The sequence below is a fragment of the Pseudomonas paraglycinae genome (genome assembly GCF_021601625.1).
Taxonomy (GTDB): domain Bacteria; phylum Pseudomonadota; class Gammaproteobacteria; order Pseudomonadales; family Pseudomonadaceae; genus Aquipseudomonas; species Aquipseudomonas paraglycinae.
Genome location: NZ_BQHR01000002.1, coordinates 488,242 through 503,818 on the forward strand (window position 1 = coordinate 488,242; position 15,577 = coordinate 503,818).

A 15,577-nucleotide genomic window follows, 5' to 3' on the forward strand; every position below is an offset into this window, starting at 1 on the left:
GGTGTAAACAACCGCGGGCGCGGTGCTAAGCTGCGCCCATGAACTATCTCGCACATTTACACCTCGGTGGCCAGCGCCCCGGTCAACTGCTCGGCAGTCTGTATGGCGATTTCGTCAAAGGGCGGCTGCAAGGGCAGTTCGACCCGGAGATCGAGGCGGCGATTGCCCTGCATCGTCAGATCGACGTGTTCACTGATCGCCATCCATTGGTGGACGCGTCACTGGCGCGGTTTTCCACGACCCGTCGCCGTTACGCGGGCATCGTCCTCGACGTGTTTTTCGATCATTGCCTGGCCCGCGACTGGACGCAGTACGCCGACCGGCCGCTCGGTCAATTCACCACCGACGTCTACCGCGTGCTGTCCAGCGAGCGGCAATTGCCCGAGCGCCTGGCGAGGATCGCCCCGCACATGGTGGCCAATGACTGGTTGGGCTCGTATCAGGAGTTCGAAGTGCTGGAGCAGGTGTTGCGCGGCATCTCCCGACGCCTGACCCGGCCGGAAGAACTGGCGGGGGCGATGGATGAATTGCGGCGGTTGTATGAACCGTTGAGCGAAGACTTCCGCTTGTTCTACCCACAGCTGCAGGACTTTGCCGGCCGGCAGCTGTAGGCAGAAGTCGCCGATCAGGCCGCGATCAGATCGCGGGCATGTTGTGCTTCGACCGGTTTGAGCACATCGCCGAACAAGGCTTTCTGCACCGCCTGTTGTGCCTCGAATGCCAGTGCCGCGCGTTCCCGGCCCTGGCAGGCAATCGGCTTGAGCAGATGGATTTCGACATCGCCGCAGTCATTGCTGAACAGACGCATCAGGTGCGACAGCAGATCATCGTCACCAATGAACGGCGCCAGCGAATCGATCTTGCCCTCGCGCAGATAACGGATCGCCACCGGTTGCAGCTTCACCTCGGAATCGATTGCCGCCGACAGCAGGCGACCGTGAAAGGTACGCAGCGAACGGCCGTCCGTCGTGGTGCCTTCCGGGAACATCAGCAGCGGATGATCGGTTTGCAGGTGACGGGTCATCTGCTTGCGGATCAACTGGCTGTCGCCCGAACCGCGACGGATGAACAGGCTGCCGGCCTTCGCCGCCAGCCAACCGGCCACCGGCCAGGTGCGCACTTCGGCCTTGGACAGAAACGACAGCGGCGTGAGCATGCCGAGCAGCGGAATGTCGGTCCACGACACATGGTTGCTGACCCACAGCATCGGCTGTTTCGGCAGCTCACCATGCACGGTCACGCGAAAGGGCAGGGCATTGCTCAGACGCGCCATGAAAAACCGCGACCAGCGCTGCCGACGCTCCATCGAATGGGCCAGGCCCAAACGCTCGAACACCCCGAAGACACTGGCCATGCTCAGACCCAGCGTCACCACCAGCAGCACTCGCGCGATCCGCGCGTACACCCGCAGCCGGCTCATTACACAGCCGCCTTGAAGTGCTTGGCGTAGCGCGGGCAGAGTTCGTCGCGCTTGAGCAGGATGAACACGTCGGCGACCTGGAAATCTTCGTCCCAGCACGGCTCGCCGCAGATCTTCGCGCCCAGGCGCATGTAGGCCTTGAGCAGCGGCGGCATTTCGGCGATCACGTTCGAAGGAATGTCGAGGCTCGGCAGCGGATTCTTCGGCTCGGCGCGCAGGTGTTCGGTGCACAGATAGCGTTCGCGCAGGCGCTGCATGATCGCGTGGGCCTGCACGCCGCCGTCCTGCATCGGGATGCTCGCGCAACCCATCAGATAGCTGTAGCCCCCCTGATTCAGCACTTCGGCCAGTTCGCCCCAAAGCACGGCGATGGTGCCGCCGTTGCGGTAGGCCGGGTCGACGCAGGTGCGACCGATTTCCAGGATCGGACCTTGCAGGCCGGCGAGGCCGTGCAGGCTGAATTCTTCTTCGCTGTAGAACTTGCCCAGGCTGCTGGCGGCGGTGTGATCGAGCAAACGGGTGGTCGCCACCAGGCGGCCGGTGTTCAGGTCACGCACGCCGATGTGGCTGCAGTGAACATCATAGTCATCCATGTCCAGACCCAGCTCCGCGCCGTTCAGCTTGGCGTTGAACTCGCCGCTGAACACGTTGAAGCGCAAGGCCTGGGCTTGCTGCAGGGCCTCGGCGCCGATCAGGCGTTCGGCTTGCAGGCGGCGTTCATTGCCGGTGTCGCTGATGCGGGCGATCTGAGTCATGTGAATCTCCGTACGGGCCTTGAACCCGTCATGGGTTGCAGCCGATCGACTTTCTTTATGCAGCCGTGTTGTGCAAAGTCAGGCTATGTAGCCCCGGTGTCATCGCCATGAATGTTTGGTGATGCTTATATGACAGCCCACGAGGAGCCTCTGATGACCTGGTCGACCCTGCTTGAATGCCGCGAACGCCTGCCCGCCGTTGCCGATCTGGCGGAGGGCTTCGCCACGTTGCTGCATCAACTGGGCAGCGTCACGCCGTTCGAACTGGCGGTGGCGGGAGGGCGGCGGATGGCGACGCCGGGGCTGGCGTTTCTGGTGGGCTATCAGGCGGCGCTGCGCATGCTCTGGCCGAGCGCGCCGCCGAGCCTCGGTGCGATGTGCGCGACCGAGCAGCGCAGCCTGCGCCCGGCGGACATGCAGACCCGGCTCACGGATCTGCGCCTCACCGGGCAAAAGGATTTCGTCACCGCCGGCGATGCGGCGGACTGGCTGCTGATCGCCGCGCGCAGTGAGCAACCCGGCGAATCACCGCGCCTGAGTCTGGCGGTGGTGTACCCCGGCGAGCCCGGCGTGCGGGTGGAAAAGCTCCCGGCGCTGCCGTTGATGCCGGACATCAGCCATGGCCGGTTGCATCTCGACGATGCGTTGTGTGAGTTGCTCGCCGGGGATGGTTGGGATGCCTACGTCAAACCGTTCCGCACCCTTGAAGACGTTTACGTGTTGAGTGCAATGACCGCGTGGTTGTACGGCGTCGGTCAGGACAGCGGCTGGCCGCAGCCGCTGCAATTGCGTTTGCTGGCGCTGTTGGCCGGATGTTCGGAAGCCAGTCGCCAGCCGCCGAACAATCCGGCGGGGCATTTGTTGCTCGGCGGTTTGTTTGCGCAATTCGACGGGCTCAAACCTGAAGTCGATCAGGCACTGCGTGACGGCAATCCCGAGTGGGCGACGATGTGGCAGCGCGATCAATCGGTCATGCAATTGGCGGCTGGCGCGCGGGCCAAACGACTGGCCAAGGCGTTGGCGGCTAACCAAAACACTTCTGTCATGAACCCCGGCTAGTCTTGTCAGGTTCATCTCCAGAGCCCTCACCATGTTCAAAGGCCTGTCCCTGTTTCTGCTGCTGATCAGCTTCACGGTTCAGGCCGAACAATGGCCGGGCGAGCAGTGGCCGACCGGCCCGAAACTCACCAGCCCGGCCGTCGATGCATTGGAGGCCTACGCCTTCCCGACCCGCGATGACAGCACCCGAAAAGGCATCCGCACCGACGCCTTGCTGGTGATCCGTGACGGCCAGCTCATCTACGAACGCTACGCCGCCGCGACCACCGCCGACACCCCGCACCTGACCTGGTCGATCAGCAAAAGCCTGATGGCCACGGTGCTCGGCGTGGCGTACGGCGAAGGCCTGTTCAAGCTCGATGACCCGGCCGCGAAGTATTATCCGGCGCTGGAAAAACACCCGGCCATTACCCTCAAGGATCTGCTGCACTGGGCCTCGGGCATCGACTGGCAGGAAGACTACGAATACGCCCCGCTGAAATCCTCGGTGGTGGCGATGCTCTACACCCGTGGCCACCGCGACATGGCCGCCTTCACCGCCGATCACGACAGCTACGCGCCAGCGGGGCAGGCTTTCCGCTATTCCAGCGGCGACAGCAATCTGTTGGCGGCGGCGCTGAAAACCATCGTCGGTCCGCAGCGTTATCCCGACTATCCGTGGACAGCGCTTTTCGATCCTTTGGGCATCCGCCATGCCACATGGGAAACCGACGCGACGGGCACCTTCGTCGCCTCTTCATACGCCTATATGACGGCCCGGGATCTGGCGCGAATCGGCCTGCTGATGGAACGGGACGGACGCTGGAACGACCGGCAGTTGTTGCCCAAGGATTGGGTCGCCTTCAACCGCCAACCCTTCGCCGGCTACAAGGCCCATCAGGACGAAGCCGTACCCGGCGGCCAGTGGTGGCTCAATCGCCCGGCAGACGGCGCCGCCTCGCCATGGTCCGACGCACCACCCGACACCTTCGTCGCCCTCGGCCACTGGGGTCAGGCGTTGTACGTGATCCCGAGTAAGAAACTGGTGATCGTGCGCTACGCCAATGACCGCGATGGCAGCTATCGCCACAACGAATTGCTCAAGCGTGTGCTCGGGGCGGTGCGGCCATGAAACTGTTCAGACGCATCCTGCTGGTGCTGTTGGTCCTGCTGCTGGGTTGGGGCTGGCACGAGCGCGAAAACCTGTGGGCCTTCCCGGACATCATCAGCGCCTACACCGCCAAGGAATATTGTTCGTGCCGTTACGTCATGAACAACGACGCCGAATATTGCCGGGGCTACGTGAAGCAGTGGCTGCCCAGCGAACTGACCGATGACCGCACGCAAAAACTAGTCACCGCCAGCGGCCTGGGACGCAGCAACAGCGCCCAATGGCAGGGCGAACGCCAGGGCTGTCGCCTCAATCCATGATTCAGACCCGATTGGCAAACCACTGAAAAACTCTGTGGGAGCGGGCTTGCCCGCGATTGCGGTGTGTCAGGCGCCGAAAATGTCACTTGTGCCGGCGCTATCGCTGGCAAGCCAGCTCCCACAGGATGGGTAAAGCTTGCGGTTCCACCCTGTGGAACCACATTCGATTGTCCTCTCGCGTGTCTCGCGGTTATCTGGCGGTGAGCACGACCTGCCGTTCACGTGTCGTGAAACAACACCGAACAAAAAGACCGGGAACACCCGCGCGAGGAGAACCGTCATGCCCCGACATCAGCACATTCTGGCCTGGCTCAACGATGTGGCCAGCGACCTGCACGCCACCCGCCAGGACATTCACGCCCACCCTGAACTCGGTTTTGAAGAAAGCCGCACCTCGGCGCTGGTCGCCAGGTCGCTCGAAGAGTGGGGCTATGAAGTCCACACCGGTATTGGCAAGACCGGCGTGGTCGGCGTGCTGCGCAACGGCAGCAGCACACGCAGACTCGGGTTGCGGGCCGACATGGATGCGTTGCCGATCATCGAGAACACTGGCGTCGCCTACAGCAGCCGCCATCAAGGCTGCATGCACGCCTGCGGACATGACGGGCACACCGCGATGCTGCTCGGCGCGGCGCGTTATCTGGCCGCGACCCGCCAGTTCGACGGCACCCTGACGCTGATTTTTCAGCCCGCCGAAGAGGGGCAAGGCGGGGCCGAAGCGATGCTCGCCGATGGCCTGCTCGAACGTTTTCCGTGCGATGCGCTGTTCGGCATGCACAACATGCCGGGCCTGCCGGCGGGGCATCTGGGCTTTCGCGAAGGGCCGATGATGGCTTCGCAGGACTTGCTCACGGTGACCATCGAAGGCGTCGGCGGCCACGGCTCGATGCCGCATCTGGCGGTGGATCCGTTGGTCGCTGCGGCCAGTGTGGTGATGGCTTTGCAAACCGTGGTCGCGCGCAACATCGATGCCCAGCAGGCAGCGGTGGTAACGGTCGGCGCATTGCAGGCCGGCGAGGCGGCGAACGTGATTCCGCAACAGGCGATCCTGCGCCTGAGCTTGCGTGCGCTGAATGCCGAGGTTCGCGAACAGACCCTGAACCGCGTGCGCTCGATCATCGAAGCCCAGGCCGAAAGCTTCGGCTGCACCTCGACCATCGAACATCGCCCGGCCTACCCGGTACTGGTCAACCACGCCGCCGAAACCGAGTTCGCCCGTCAGGTCGGCGTCGAACTGGTCGGCGCCGACGCCGTCGATGGCAACACACCCAAACTGATGGGCAGCGAGGACTTCGCCTGGATGCTCCAGCGTTGCCCCGGCGCGTACCTGTTCATCGGCAACGGCGTGGCGCGGCCGATGGTGCATAACCCGGCCTACGATTTTAACGATGACATTCTGCTGACCGGCGCGGCGTATTGGGGCGCGCTCACCGAGAGCTGGCTCAAGCCGGCCTGATTTCTTCACTTTTTGCTGCCGCTGGAACGCAGGTGCGCACGTGCCTGCGTGGTCAACCAACAGCTTCTGGAGAATCCCCATGCAGACTTCGAACGCAGGCGTTTCGCGCACCCGGCAAGTGGTCGCCGCCGTCATCGGCAACGCCCTGGAATGGTACGACTTCATCGTTTATGGCTTTCTGGCGAGCATCATCGCCCGGCAATTTTTCCCGTCCGACGACGACTACGCTTCGCTGCTGATGGCGCTGGCGACTTTCGGCGTCGGCTTTTTCATGCGCCCGGTGGGCGGCATCCTGCTCGGCATTTATTCCGACCGCAAAGGTCGAAAAGCCGCGATGCAGATGATCATCCGCCTGATGACTGTGTCCATCGCCCTGATTGCGTTCGCGCCGAACTACGCCGCCATCGGCATGGGCGCGCCGTTGCTGATCGTAGTAGCGCGGATGCTTCAGGGCTTTGCCACGGGCGGCGAATACGCCAGCGCCACGGCGTTTCTGGTGGAGAGCGCGCCGGCCCATCGCAAGGGCTTGTACGGATCGTGGCAACTGGTCGGGCAATGCCTGGCGGTGTTCAGCGGCGCGGCGATGGTGGCGCTGGTCACGCACCTGTTTTCCCCCGAAGCGCTGGACAGCTGGGGCTGGCGGATTCCGTTTGTGCTCGGCCTGTTGATCGGCCCGGTGGGCCTGTGGATTCGCAAGCACATGGAAGAGCCGGAAGAGTTTCTCGAAGCGCGCAAGAAAGCCAAAGGCGCCGCTCCGGGCCTGTGGCAGGTGCTGCGCGAACATCGCCGCAGCCTGTTGGTGTCGATGGGCCTGGCATGCGGGGCGACGGTGTCGTTCTACGTGGTGCTGGTGAACATGCCGACCTTCGCCCACAAAAATCTCGGTCTGCCGCTGGATCAGGTGTTGCTGGTGCAGATGCTCGCGGTAGCGCTGATGACCGTGGTGATTCCGTTCTCCGGCGCCCTGTCGGATCGCCTCGGTCGGCGGCCGGTGCTGATGGCCTTCACCCTGGCGTTTTTCGTCATGGTCTATCCGCTTTACGTGTGGGTTGCGGCGGCGCCTTCGATCGAGCGTTTGCTGGTGATGCAACTGCTGCTGTGCGCGGCGATTGGCGGATTCTTCGGCCCGGCCCCGACCGCATTGGCTGAGCAGTTCCCGATTGAAGTGCGCTCCACCGGCGTGTCCGTGGCCTACAACGTGGCGGTGATGGTGTTCGGTGGTTTCGCGCCGCTGATCGTCACCTGGCTGAGTAAAGTTCTGAACACCCCGGTGGCGCCGTCGTTCTATGTCTTGTTCGCTTGCCTGCTGACCCTGCTCGGTACTTACTGTTTGCAGGAGGCTCCACGCGCGAAGAAATCCGTTGCGCTCAACCTGGGAGTGAAACCGTGAGTCCGTTAGCCATTGATCCGATTGTCGCCCTCGACGCCGATGCGCTGTCCCGGGCGATCCATGCCCGCAAGGTGTCGTGCCGCGAGGTGATGCAGGCCTACCTGACGCACATCGACCGCTTCAATCCGATGGTCAACGCGCTGGTGTCGATGCGCCCGCAGGACGTGCTGCTGAGCGAGGCCGATGAGTGTGACCGGCAACTGGATCGCGGCGAGTCCCGGGGCTGGATGCACGGCATGCCCCAGGCCATCAAAGACCTGGCGGCCACCGCCGGATTGCGCACGACCCTCGGCTCGCCGCTGTTCGCCGAGCAAGTGCCGCAGCACGACGCGATCAGCGTGGCGCGGGTGCGCGCCTGCGGCGCGATCATCATCGGCAAAAGCAACGTACCGGAATTCGGCCTCGGCTCGCAGACCTACAACAGCGTGTTCGGCACCACCACCAACGCCTACGATCCGGGCCTGATCGCCGGCGGCAGCAGCGGCGGGGCGGCCGTGGCGCTGGCCCTGCGTCTGCTGCCGGTGGCGGACGGCAGCGACATGATGGGCTCGCTGCGCAATCCGGCGGCGTTCAACAACGTGTTCGGCTTCCGCCCGTCCCAGGGCCGCGTGCCCCATGGGCCGATGCCGGAAGTGTTCGTCCAGCAACTGGCCACCGAAGGGCCGATGGGGCGCACGGTCACCGACGTCGCGCGGTTGCTCTCGACCCAGGCCGGCTACGATCCGCGCGTGCCGCTGTCGCTGGCTGATGAACCACGGGATTTCGGACTGGATCTGCAACAGGACTGCAGCGGTCTGCGCCTCGGCTGGCTCGGCGATTACAACGGCTATCTGCCGATGGACGACGGCGTGTTGAGCCTGTGTGAATCGGCGCTGGTGGATTTCAGTGCGCTGGGCTGTCAGGTCGAGGCCTGCCAGCCGGACTTTTCCATGGAGCGCCTGTGGCAGACCTGGCTCACGCACCGGCATTTTCTGGTGCAGGGCAGCCTCGGCGCGGCCTATGCCGACCCGCAAAAACGGGCGCTGCTCAAACCCGAAGCGCAATGGGAAATCGAGGGCGGTCTGCGTCTGACCGCTGTCGAGGTCTATCAGGCGTCGGTGGCACGCAGCGAGTGGTATCGCGCGTTGAGCGAGTTGTTCGAACGTTACGATTTCCTGCTGTTGCCCACCGCCCAGGTGTTCCCTTTTGATGCACAGCAGCCGTGGCCGCGAGTCGTCGGCGGGCAAACCATGGACGCCTATCACCGCTGGATGGAGGTGGTGATCGGCCCGACTCTGGCGGGGTTGCCGAGCATCAGCGTGCCGGTGGGTTTCAACCCGGCAGGGCTGCCGATGGGCCTGCAAATCATCGGCCCGGCCCAGGCGGATCGGGCGGTGCTACAACTGGCCTACGCCCATGAACAGCTGACCCGCTGGGTCGAACGGCGACCGCCGGCATGCCTGCAATCGGCCTGAGCGGCCCGCATCTTGCTGCACGAAGTGATCTTTCATCCGTATCCATGGAGGTCGAACACATGGGCAGCAAGGCAGACACCGGCAGCGTGCGCTCGGTCGAACGGGCGCTGGCCATCGTCGAGTTGCTCGGCGAGCATCAGGCGCTGGGGCTGGAGGAATTGCACTACCTGACGACTCTGCCCAAGGCCACGGTGTCGCGGATGCTCGCGACCTTGCAGGAGCAGGGCTGGATCTATCGCGGCCTCAGCGACCGTCGCTACCGGTTGTGCGCCAAACGGCTGTTCGGTGATCGTCAGCAACGTTTCAAGCGCCACCTGGTGGAAAGCGCCGCGCCGATGCTGCTGGAACTCAGCGAACGCACCGGGCTGGTGGCGGATCTGTCGTGCTTCGACGGCGAGCGGGTCGAAGTCATGGAAAGCGCGATCCCGCAAGTGCTGCGCAAACGCTATCCGAACAACTGTCAGATCGTCGGCCATCACGCCAGCCTGTTTCATTCGGCGATGGGCCGCGCGTGCCTTGGCGAACTCGACAGCCAGGACGTTAAGCGTCTGGCCGAACGCGAACAACTGGCGGATGACGGTGTGTTGCAGGCCACCGAACAAGCCTTGCATCAGGGCTTCGGCCAGCGCACCGAAGGCTATTGGGAATACCCGGTGCGCCTGCCGTTCCTGATTCGTGCGGTGGCGTTGCCGATCCGTGCCCAAGGGCGGCTGGTCGGCAGCATGGCGCTGCACTGGCCGATGGATCAGGCGCCGGTGGAGCGGGTGCTGAGCCTGCACCTCAACAGCCTCGCGTCGACCATCGGCGAGGTGCAGCAGGCACTGGCCTGAGTGTTTGCAGAGACTGACAGTTTGCAATAACGCCACGGCCAGTTAAGGTTCGTGCAGGTTTATCGGCCCCACGAGTCTTCAATGTTCAACCGTTCTCTGTGCAACGCCTTCGCCGGCCTGCTGCTGGGCGCCGCTGCGCTGCCGGCCCAGGCCAACTGGTATCTGGACGGCGAGTCGTCGCGGCTGTCGTTCGTCAGCACGAAAAACGCCAACGTGTCCGAAGTGCAGCGCTTTCTGGTGCTGCACGGCAAAGTCGATCCCGATGGCCGCGCCGTGGTCGAAGTCGAACTGGATTCGATCAACAGCGGCATCCCGCTGCGCGACGAGCGCATGCGCAAGGAGTTGTTCCAGATCGAGCAATTCCCCGAAGCGACCATCACTACGCAAATCGACCTGCGCCCGATCAACGATCTGGCCCCCGGCGCGCAGCTTGAATTGCGCCTGCCGCTGACCGTCAACCTGCACGGCAAACAGCACGAATACCCCGCCGAACTGCTCGCCACGCGTCTCGATGACCGACGCTTTCAAGTGGTGACGCTGGAGCCGCTGGTGATCAGCGCCGAGGATTTCGATCTGCTGCCGGGCCTGGAAAGCCTGCGCAACATGGCCGGCCTGTCGGCCATCAGTCTGTCGGTGCCGGTGGGTGCGGTGCTGATCTTCACGGCGCGCTGACATGCGCGGCGCGGTGTTTCCGTGGCGTGATGGCAACCGCTTCGAGCTGTTGATCGACGGCCCGCAATTCTTCCCGCGCATGCTCGGCGAGATTGCCCGCGCCCGCGAGCAGATCGAACTGGAGCTGTATCTGGTGGAGGCCGGTGCCTGTGCCGAAACCATCGTGCAGGCGTTGGTACTGGCGGCGGAGCGGGGCGTGCGGGTGCGCTGCCTGTTCGACGATTACGGCAGCCTCGCGTTCACCCTCACGTTGCGCCGGCGGCTGACCGGGGCCGGGGTCGAGCTGCGTTTTTACAACCGGCTGAACTGGCGGCGCTGGGTCGGCAATTTCTATCGCGATCATCGCAAGCTGTTGCTGGTCGACCAGCGTCTGGCGGTGGTCGGCGGCACCGGGGTCACCGATGAATTCTGGACGCCGGGCCACGACACCAGCGAATGGCACGAGGTCATGGTGGAAATCACCGGCCCGCTGGTGCTCGACTGGCAGTTGCTGTTCGACCGCCAATGGATCGCCAACCGCCATCGCCGGGCCTGGCGGCCCAACGCGCATTTCGGCCTGCCACGGCTGCCGCGCGTACCGGACACGGGGGAGGGCATGGGCCGTGTGGCCTACGCCGACGCCCGCCAGCATCGCGACATTCTGCAATCGTTGTTCCGTGCACTGAACAGCGGCCAGCAGCGCATCTGGCTGGCGACGCCGTACTTCCTGCCGACCTGGAAAATCCGCCGCTCCCTGCGCAAGGCCGCCGCCCGTGGCCTCGACGTGCGCCTGCTGCTGACCGGGCCGCGCACCGATCATCCGTCGGTGCGCTACGCGGGGCATCGCTACTACCCGCGCCTGCTCAAGGCCGGGGTGAAAATCTACGAGTACCAGCCGTGTTTCCTGCACCTGAAAATGGTGCTGGTGGACGATTGGGTCAGCATCGGCTCATGCAATTTCGATCACTGGAATCTGCGCTTCAACCTTGAGGCGAATCTGGAAGCGCTGGACCCGTCATTGACGGCAGCGGTGGCGGCGAGTTTCGAGAAGGACTTCGGCCTGAGTCAGCAGGTGAGTCTGGAGGAATGGCGGAAACGGCCACTGTGGCGGCGGGTGAAGCAGCGGATCTGGGGCTGGGTTGATCGGGTGGTGGTCAACTTGCTCGACAGACGCGGCTAAGCGCAATTGATCGTTCCCACGCTCTGCGTGGGAATGCCTCAATGGACGCTCTGCGTCCGCTTTGGGACGCGGAGCGTCCCGGGCTGCATTCCCACGCAGAGCGTGGGAACGATCAGATCCGAACGATCAGGGCGCCGGGTTTACAGCAGTTCAAAGCTCTGCTGCGTCACGTCCTGGGAATCCAGGCCGATCTGCACGTTGAACTTGCCAGGCTCGGCCGCGTACTTGAGCTGGGCGTTGTAGAACTTCAGGTCATCTTCGGTGATGGTGAAGTGCACGACCTTCTGCTCGCCGGCCTTGAGCATGATTTTCTGGAAGTTCTTCAGCTCCTTGACCGGACGGATCATCGATCCGGTGACGTCCTGAATGTACAGCTGCACCACGGTTTCGCCGTCGCGCTTGCCGGTGTTCTTGACCATGACACTGGCGTCGAGTTTGCCGGTGGCGTTCAGGGTGGTCGAGGACAGCGCCATGTCGCTCAGACTGAAGTCGGTGTAGCTCAGGCCGTAACCGAACGGGAACAGGGGACCGGTGGTGTCATCGAAATACTGCGAGGTGTAGTTGCCCGGTTTGCCCGGCGTGAACGGCCGGCCAATGCTCAGGTGGTTGTAGTAGGTCGGGATCTGGCCCACGGAGCGCGGGAAGGTCACCGGCAGTTTGCCCGACGGGTTGTAGTCGCCGAACAGTACGTCGGCGATGGCGTTGCCGCCCTCGGTGCCGCTGAACCAGGTTTCCAGAATCGCGTCAGCCTGTTCTTTCTCTTCGAGGATCGTCAGCGGACGGCCGTTCATCAGCACCAGCACCAACGGCTTGCCGGTGGCTTTCAGGGCACGGATCAGTTCGCGCTGGTTTTCCGGGATGTTCAGGTCGGTGCGGCTCGACGATTCGTGGGACATGCCACGGGATTCACCCACGGCTGCAACCACAATGTCGGCGTCCTTGGCGGCTTTCACCGCTTCGTCGATCAGCACGTTGGCCGGACGCGGGTCATCGACCACTTCCGGGGCGTCGAAGTTGAGGAAGTTCAGGTAATCGAGGACTTTCTTGTCGCTGGTGATGTTGGCGCCACGGGCGTAGATCAGGTTCGCCTTGTCGCCGATCACATTGCTCATGCCGTCGAACAGGGTCACCGATTGCGCCGGACGACCGGCGGCAGCCCAACTGCCCATCATGTCGATCGGGGCCTTGGCCAGCGGGCCGACCAGCGCGACTTTCGCGGTTTTCTTCAGCGGCAGGGTTTCGTTCTGGTTTTTCAGCAATACCAGGCTGCGACGCGCCACTTCACGGGCGTCGGCGCGGTGCAGACGGCTGTCGGCGTAGGTGTCGGCCGGATCGTCTTCAGCCTTGCCGATGCGCAGGTACGGGTCCTTGAACAGGCCCATGTCGTACTTGGCAGCGAGCACTTCACGCACCGCGTTGTCGATGTCCTTCTGTTCGATCTCGCCGGACTTGAGCAGCCCCGGCAGCTCTTTGCCGTACAGGGTGTCGTTCATGCTCATGTCGATGCCGGCCTTGATCGCCAGCTTCGCCGCTTCACGACCGTCGCGGGCCACGCCGTGCTTGATCAGTTCGAAGATCGCGCCGTGGTCGCTGACTGCCAGGCCTTTGAAGCCCCAGTCCTTGCGCAGCAGGTCGTTCATCAGCCAGGTGTTGGCGGTGGCCGGGATACCGTTGATCGAGTTCAACGCCACCATCACGCCGCCGGCGCCGGCATCGATCGCGGCGCGGTACGGTGGCAGGTAGTCCTGGTACATCTTCACCGGGCTCATGTCGACGGTGTTGTAGTCGCGACCACCCTCGACAGCGCCGTACAGGGCGAAGTGCTTGACGCTGGCCATGATGCTGTCGGCCGCGCTCGGGGTCTCGCCCTGATAGGCCTTGACCATGACTTTGGCGATGCGCGAGGTCAGGTAGGTGTCTTCACCGAAACCTTCGGAGCTGCGGCCCCAGCGCGGGTCGCGGGAGATGTCGACCATCGGCGCGAAGGTGATGTCGAGGCTGTCGGCGGCGGCTTCTTTGGCTGCTACGCGCCCGGACTGGCCGATGGCGTCCATGTCCCAGCTCGATGCCAGGGCCAGCGGAATCGGGAAAATCGTACGGTGACCGTGGATCACGTCGTACGCGAAAAACATCGGAATCTTCAGGCGGCTGCGCATGGCAGCGTCCTGCATCGGGCGGTTTTCCGGGCGGGTGATCGAGTTGAAGGTGCCGCCGATGTTGCCGGCGGCGATCTCTTTGCGGATCAGCTCGCGGGGCATTTCCGGGCCGATGCTGATCAGGCGCAACTGGCCGATCTTCTCGTCGAGGGTCATTTGTTTCATCAGGTTACTGATGAACGCATCCTTGTTTTCCAGGGGTACCGGGGTCGTGGCGGCCAGTACTTGATGACTGGCCAGGCTGACGAACAGGCCCAGCAAACACAGCTTCTTCATGAATAGTTTTCTCAAGGGCGCAAACGGCGTTACAACGCCGGCCAGCCAAAATTTAGGGAGCGACTATTGTTGTTCGGGTGTTGACGCAAAAAACGACGCCGAATAAACGCTGCCGGATCGAGCAGCGTGATCGCGCAGGGCCTCTTTTTAGCCCATCGGCCCGCCGCAATCCAGTGGCGCGGGCGATTATGCCCCAAGAGCCGACCGAGAAGGTTTCGCGCTCGAATTTTCATGAAATGTGCAAGGGAGCACCCGTCCGATGAATGTCAGTCCTGTCTACCGCTCGCGTTTGCAGGTCGCCACCTTGCTGGTGCTGGCCACGTTGTTGACCGCTTGCGGCATCAACAACATTCCGACCCTCGACGAACAGGCCAAGGCCGCCTGGGGCCAGGTGCAGAACCAGTACCAGCGGCGCGCCGACCTCATCCCCAATCTGGTGGAAACCGTGAAGGGTTACGCCAAGCATGAAGAGGAAACTCTGACGGCGGTTATCGAGGCCCGGGCCAAGGCGACGTCGATCCAGGTCGATGCCAGCACCCTCGACAACCCGGAAAAACTCAAACAGTTCCAGCAGGCCCAGGATCAGCTGACTGGTGCCTTGAGCCGGTTGATGGTGGTGTCCGAACGCTATCCGGACCTGAAGGCCAACCAGAACTTCCTCGCCCTGCAATCGCAACTCGAGGGCACGGAAAACCGCATCGCCGTGGCCCGACGGGATTTCATTCTGGCAGTGCAAAAGTACAACACCGAGATCCGCACCTTTCCCGGTCGCCTGTGGCACAGCGTGATGTACAGCGATCTGCCGATCCGCGAGACCTTCGAAGCCACCAGCCCCGGCGCGGACAAGGCCCCGGAAGTGAAGTTCTGAGCCGGGGATGCCCATGCGTGTGTTGAAGATGGGCCTGGTGCTGATGCTGTGGCTGTTCACCGTCAGCGCCCGGGCCGAAATGACCTTTCCGGCGCTGACCGGGCGGGTGGTGGACGACGCGCAGATGATCGAGCCGTCGGTACGGGCGCAACTGAGCCAGCAGTTGCAGGCCCACGAACAGGCAACCGGTGAGCAGTTGGTGGTCGTGACGTTGCCGAACCTGCAAGGCGCCACTATTGAGGACTACGGCGTCGAGCTCGGCCGGCACTGGGGCATCGGCCAGAAGGACAAGAACAACGGTGCCCTGTTGATCGTCGCCCGGGACGAGCGCAAATTGCGCATCGAAGTCGGCTACGGGCTGGAGGATCGTCTGACCGATGCCCAGAGTTCGGTGATCATTCATCAGGTGATCACACCGTCGTTCAAGGCCGGCAACTTCAGCAAGGGCATCAGCGACGGCGTGGCGGCGATGCTGGTGGTGCTGGGCGGCAATCCGCTGGACGAACCTTCCACGGTGTATGAATCGGCCGGCGATCCCGCGGATGATTTCGTCTCGCGCCACCCGGCGTTGTTCGTATTTCTGGTGATGTTGTTCATCCTGACTGTTTTTGTCTGCCAGATGCTCGGTATCCTTCCCGCCGGCCGGGGCGGCTCCGGAGGAGGGGGCGGCTT

General features: G+C 63.4%; 15 protein-coding genes. 12 read left to right on the forward strand and 3 right to left on the reverse strand.

Annotation, left to right across the window (positions count from 1 at the left end; translation table 11 throughout):
* The first annotated feature begins 38 nt into the window (after nucleotides 1-38).
* Nucleotides 39-611 carry an acyl carrier protein phosphodiesterase gene (locus tag L6D82_RS04485; protein WP_102718197.1) on the forward strand — a complete coding sequence of 191 codons (573 nt, stop codon included), beginning with the start codon at nucleotides 39-41 and terminating at the stop codon, nucleotides 609-611.
* A 14-nt stretch (nucleotides 612-625) separates the two neighbouring features.
* On the opposite strand, the gene L6D82_RS04490 is transcribed toward L6D82_RS04485, so the two are convergent.
* Nucleotides 626-1,420 (reverse strand): lysophospholipid acyltransferase family protein, encoded by a 795-nt coding sequence (locus L6D82_RS04490; protein ID WP_011332835.1) that lies wholly within the window; start codon nucleotides 1,418-1,420, stop codon nucleotides 626-628.
* Nucleotides 1,420-2,175 carry an L-ornithine N(alpha)-acyltransferase gene (gene olsB / locus L6D82_RS04495; protein ID WP_007957877.1) on the reverse strand — a complete coding sequence of 252 codons (756 nt, stop codon included), beginning with the start codon at nucleotides 2,173-2,175 and terminating at the stop codon, nucleotides 1,420-1,422. The genes L6D82_RS04490 and olsB overlap by 1 nt, the downstream gene beginning before the upstream one ends.
* 153 nt (nucleotides 2,176-2,328) lie before the next feature.
* On the opposite strand from olsB, the gene L6D82_RS04500 reads away from it, so the two are divergent.
* The 9 genes from L6D82_RS04500 (at nucleotide 2,329) to L6D82_RS04540 (ending at nucleotide 11,605) form a co-directional block, all read left to right on the forward strand.
* Nucleotides 2,329-3,234 (forward strand): acyl-CoA dehydrogenase middle domain-containing protein, encoded by a 906-nt coding sequence (locus tag L6D82_RS04500; RefSeq protein WP_102718196.1) that lies wholly within the window; start codon nucleotides 2,329-2,331, stop codon nucleotides 3,232-3,234.
* A 31-nt stretch (nucleotides 3,235-3,265) separates the two neighbouring features.
* Nucleotides 3,266-4,345 (forward strand): serine hydrolase domain-containing protein, encoded by a 1,080-nt coding sequence (locus tag L6D82_RS04505; RefSeq protein ID WP_236188205.1) that lies wholly within the window; start codon nucleotides 3,266-3,268, stop codon nucleotides 4,343-4,345.
* A complete protein-coding gene (locus tag L6D82_RS04510) occupies nucleotides 4,342-4,644 on the forward strand; it encodes an amidase (RefSeq protein ID WP_085748211.1) in 303 nt (100 codons plus the stop codon). The genes L6D82_RS04505 and L6D82_RS04510 overlap by 4 nt, the downstream gene beginning before the upstream one ends.
* A gap of 280 nt (nucleotides 4,645-4,924) precedes the next feature.
* Nucleotides 4,925-6,100, forward strand: a complete 1,176-nt coding sequence (locus L6D82_RS04515) for a M20 aminoacylase family protein (protein ID WP_236188206.1) — start codon at nucleotides 4,925-4,927, stop codon at nucleotides 6,098-6,100.
* Between the two features lie 79 nt (nucleotides 6,101-6,179).
* Nucleotides 6,180-7,490 carry a citrate-proton symporter gene (locus L6D82_RS04520; protein WP_134022680.1) on the forward strand — a complete coding sequence of 437 codons (1,311 nt, stop codon included), beginning with the start codon at nucleotides 6,180-6,182 and terminating at the stop codon, nucleotides 7,488-7,490.
* Nucleotides 7,487-8,944, forward strand: a complete 1,458-nt coding sequence (locus tag L6D82_RS04525) for an amidase (RefSeq protein ID WP_236188207.1) — start codon at nucleotides 7,487-7,489, stop codon at nucleotides 8,942-8,944. The genes L6D82_RS04520 and L6D82_RS04525 overlap by 4 nt, the downstream gene beginning before the upstream one ends.
* A 59-nt stretch (nucleotides 8,945-9,003) precedes the next feature.
* Entirely contained in the window at nucleotides 9,004-9,774 is a 771-nt protein-coding gene (locus tag L6D82_RS04530; protein ID WP_085748215.1) for an IclR family transcriptional regulator, read from the forward strand.
* Between the two features lie 81 nt (nucleotides 9,775-9,855).
* The gene (locus tag L6D82_RS04535; protein ID WP_085605441.1) at nucleotides 9,856-10,446 is read left to right on the forward strand and encodes a YceI family protein; all 591 of its coding nucleotides are present in this window, start codon (nucleotides 9,856-9,858) and stop codon (nucleotides 10,444-10,446) included.
* A gap of 1 nt (nucleotide 10,447) precedes the next feature.
* Entirely contained in the window at nucleotides 10,448-11,605 is a 1,158-nt protein-coding gene (locus L6D82_RS04540) for a phospholipase D-like domain-containing protein (RefSeq protein WP_236188209.1), read from the forward strand.
* A gap of 140 nt (nucleotides 11,606-11,745) precedes the next feature.
* Here the strand turns inward: L6D82_RS04540 and bglX are convergent, their stop codons facing one another.
* A complete protein-coding gene (gene bglX, locus L6D82_RS04545; protein WP_129974296.1) occupies nucleotides 11,746-14,037 on the reverse strand; it encodes a beta-glucosidase BglX in 2,292 nt (763 codons plus the stop codon).
* A gap of 259 nt (nucleotides 14,038-14,296) precedes the next feature.
* Here bglX and L6D82_RS04550 point away from each other — a divergent pair, with 259 nt between their 5' ends.
* Nucleotides 14,297-14,905, forward strand: a complete 609-nt coding sequence (locus L6D82_RS04550; RefSeq protein WP_007957897.1) for a LemA family protein — start codon at nucleotides 14,297-14,299, stop codon at nucleotides 14,903-14,905.
* A 13-nt stretch (nucleotides 14,906-14,918) separates the two neighbouring features.
* The coding region (locus tag L6D82_RS04555; protein ID WP_236188212.1) for a TPM domain-containing protein at nucleotides 14,919-15,577 on the forward strand (659 nt) is incomplete at its 3' end.

What these genes read in the sequence shown, in the direction of transcription:
- L6D82_RS04485 (WP_102718197.1), top strand. Translation starts at nt 39, where the DNA reads ATGAACTATCTCGCACATTTACACCTCGGTGGCCAGCGCCCCGGTCAA.
- L6D82_RS04490 (WP_011332835.1), bottom strand. Translation starts at nt 1,420, where the DNA reads ATGAGCCGGCTGCGGGTGTACGCGCGGATCGCGCGAGTGCTGCTGGTG.
- olsB (WP_007957877.1), bottom strand. Translation starts at nt 2,175, where the DNA reads ATGACTCAGATCGCCCGCATCAGCGACACCGGCAATGAACGCCGCCTG.
- L6D82_RS04500 (WP_102718196.1), top strand. Translation starts at nt 2,329, where the DNA reads ATGACCTGGTCGACCCTGCTTGAATGCCGCGAACGCCTGCCCGCCGTT.
- L6D82_RS04505 (WP_236188205.1), top strand. Translation starts at nt 3,266, where the DNA reads ATGTTCAAAGGCCTGTCCCTGTTTCTGCTGCTGATCAGCTTCACGGTT.
- L6D82_RS04510 (WP_085748211.1), top strand. Translation starts at nt 4,342, where the DNA reads ATGAAACTGTTCAGACGCATCCTGCTGGTGCTGTTGGTCCTGCTGCTG.
- L6D82_RS04515 (WP_236188206.1), top strand. Translation starts at nt 4,925, where the DNA reads ATGCCCCGACATCAGCACATTCTGGCCTGGCTCAACGATGTGGCCAGC.
- L6D82_RS04520 (WP_134022680.1), top strand. Translation starts at nt 6,180, where the DNA reads ATGCAGACTTCGAACGCAGGCGTTTCGCGCACCCGGCAAGTGGTCGCC.
- L6D82_RS04530 (WP_085748215.1), top strand. Translation starts at nt 9,004, where the DNA reads ATGGGCAGCAAGGCAGACACCGGCAGCGTGCGCTCGGTCGAACGGGCG.
- L6D82_RS04535 (WP_085605441.1), top strand. Translation starts at nt 9,856, where the DNA reads ATGTTCAACCGTTCTCTGTGCAACGCCTTCGCCGGCCTGCTGCTGGGC.
- L6D82_RS04540 (WP_236188209.1), top strand. Translation starts at nt 10,448, where the DNA reads ATGCGCGGCGCGGTGTTTCCGTGGCGTGATGGCAACCGCTTCGAGCTG.
- bglX (WP_129974296.1), bottom strand. Translation starts at nt 14,037, where the DNA reads ATGAAGAAGCTGTGTTTGCTGGGCCTGTTCGTCAGCCTGGCCAGTCAT.
- L6D82_RS04550 (WP_007957897.1), top strand. Translation starts at nt 14,297, where the DNA reads ATGAATGTCAGTCCTGTCTACCGCTCGCGTTTGCAGGTCGCCACCTTG.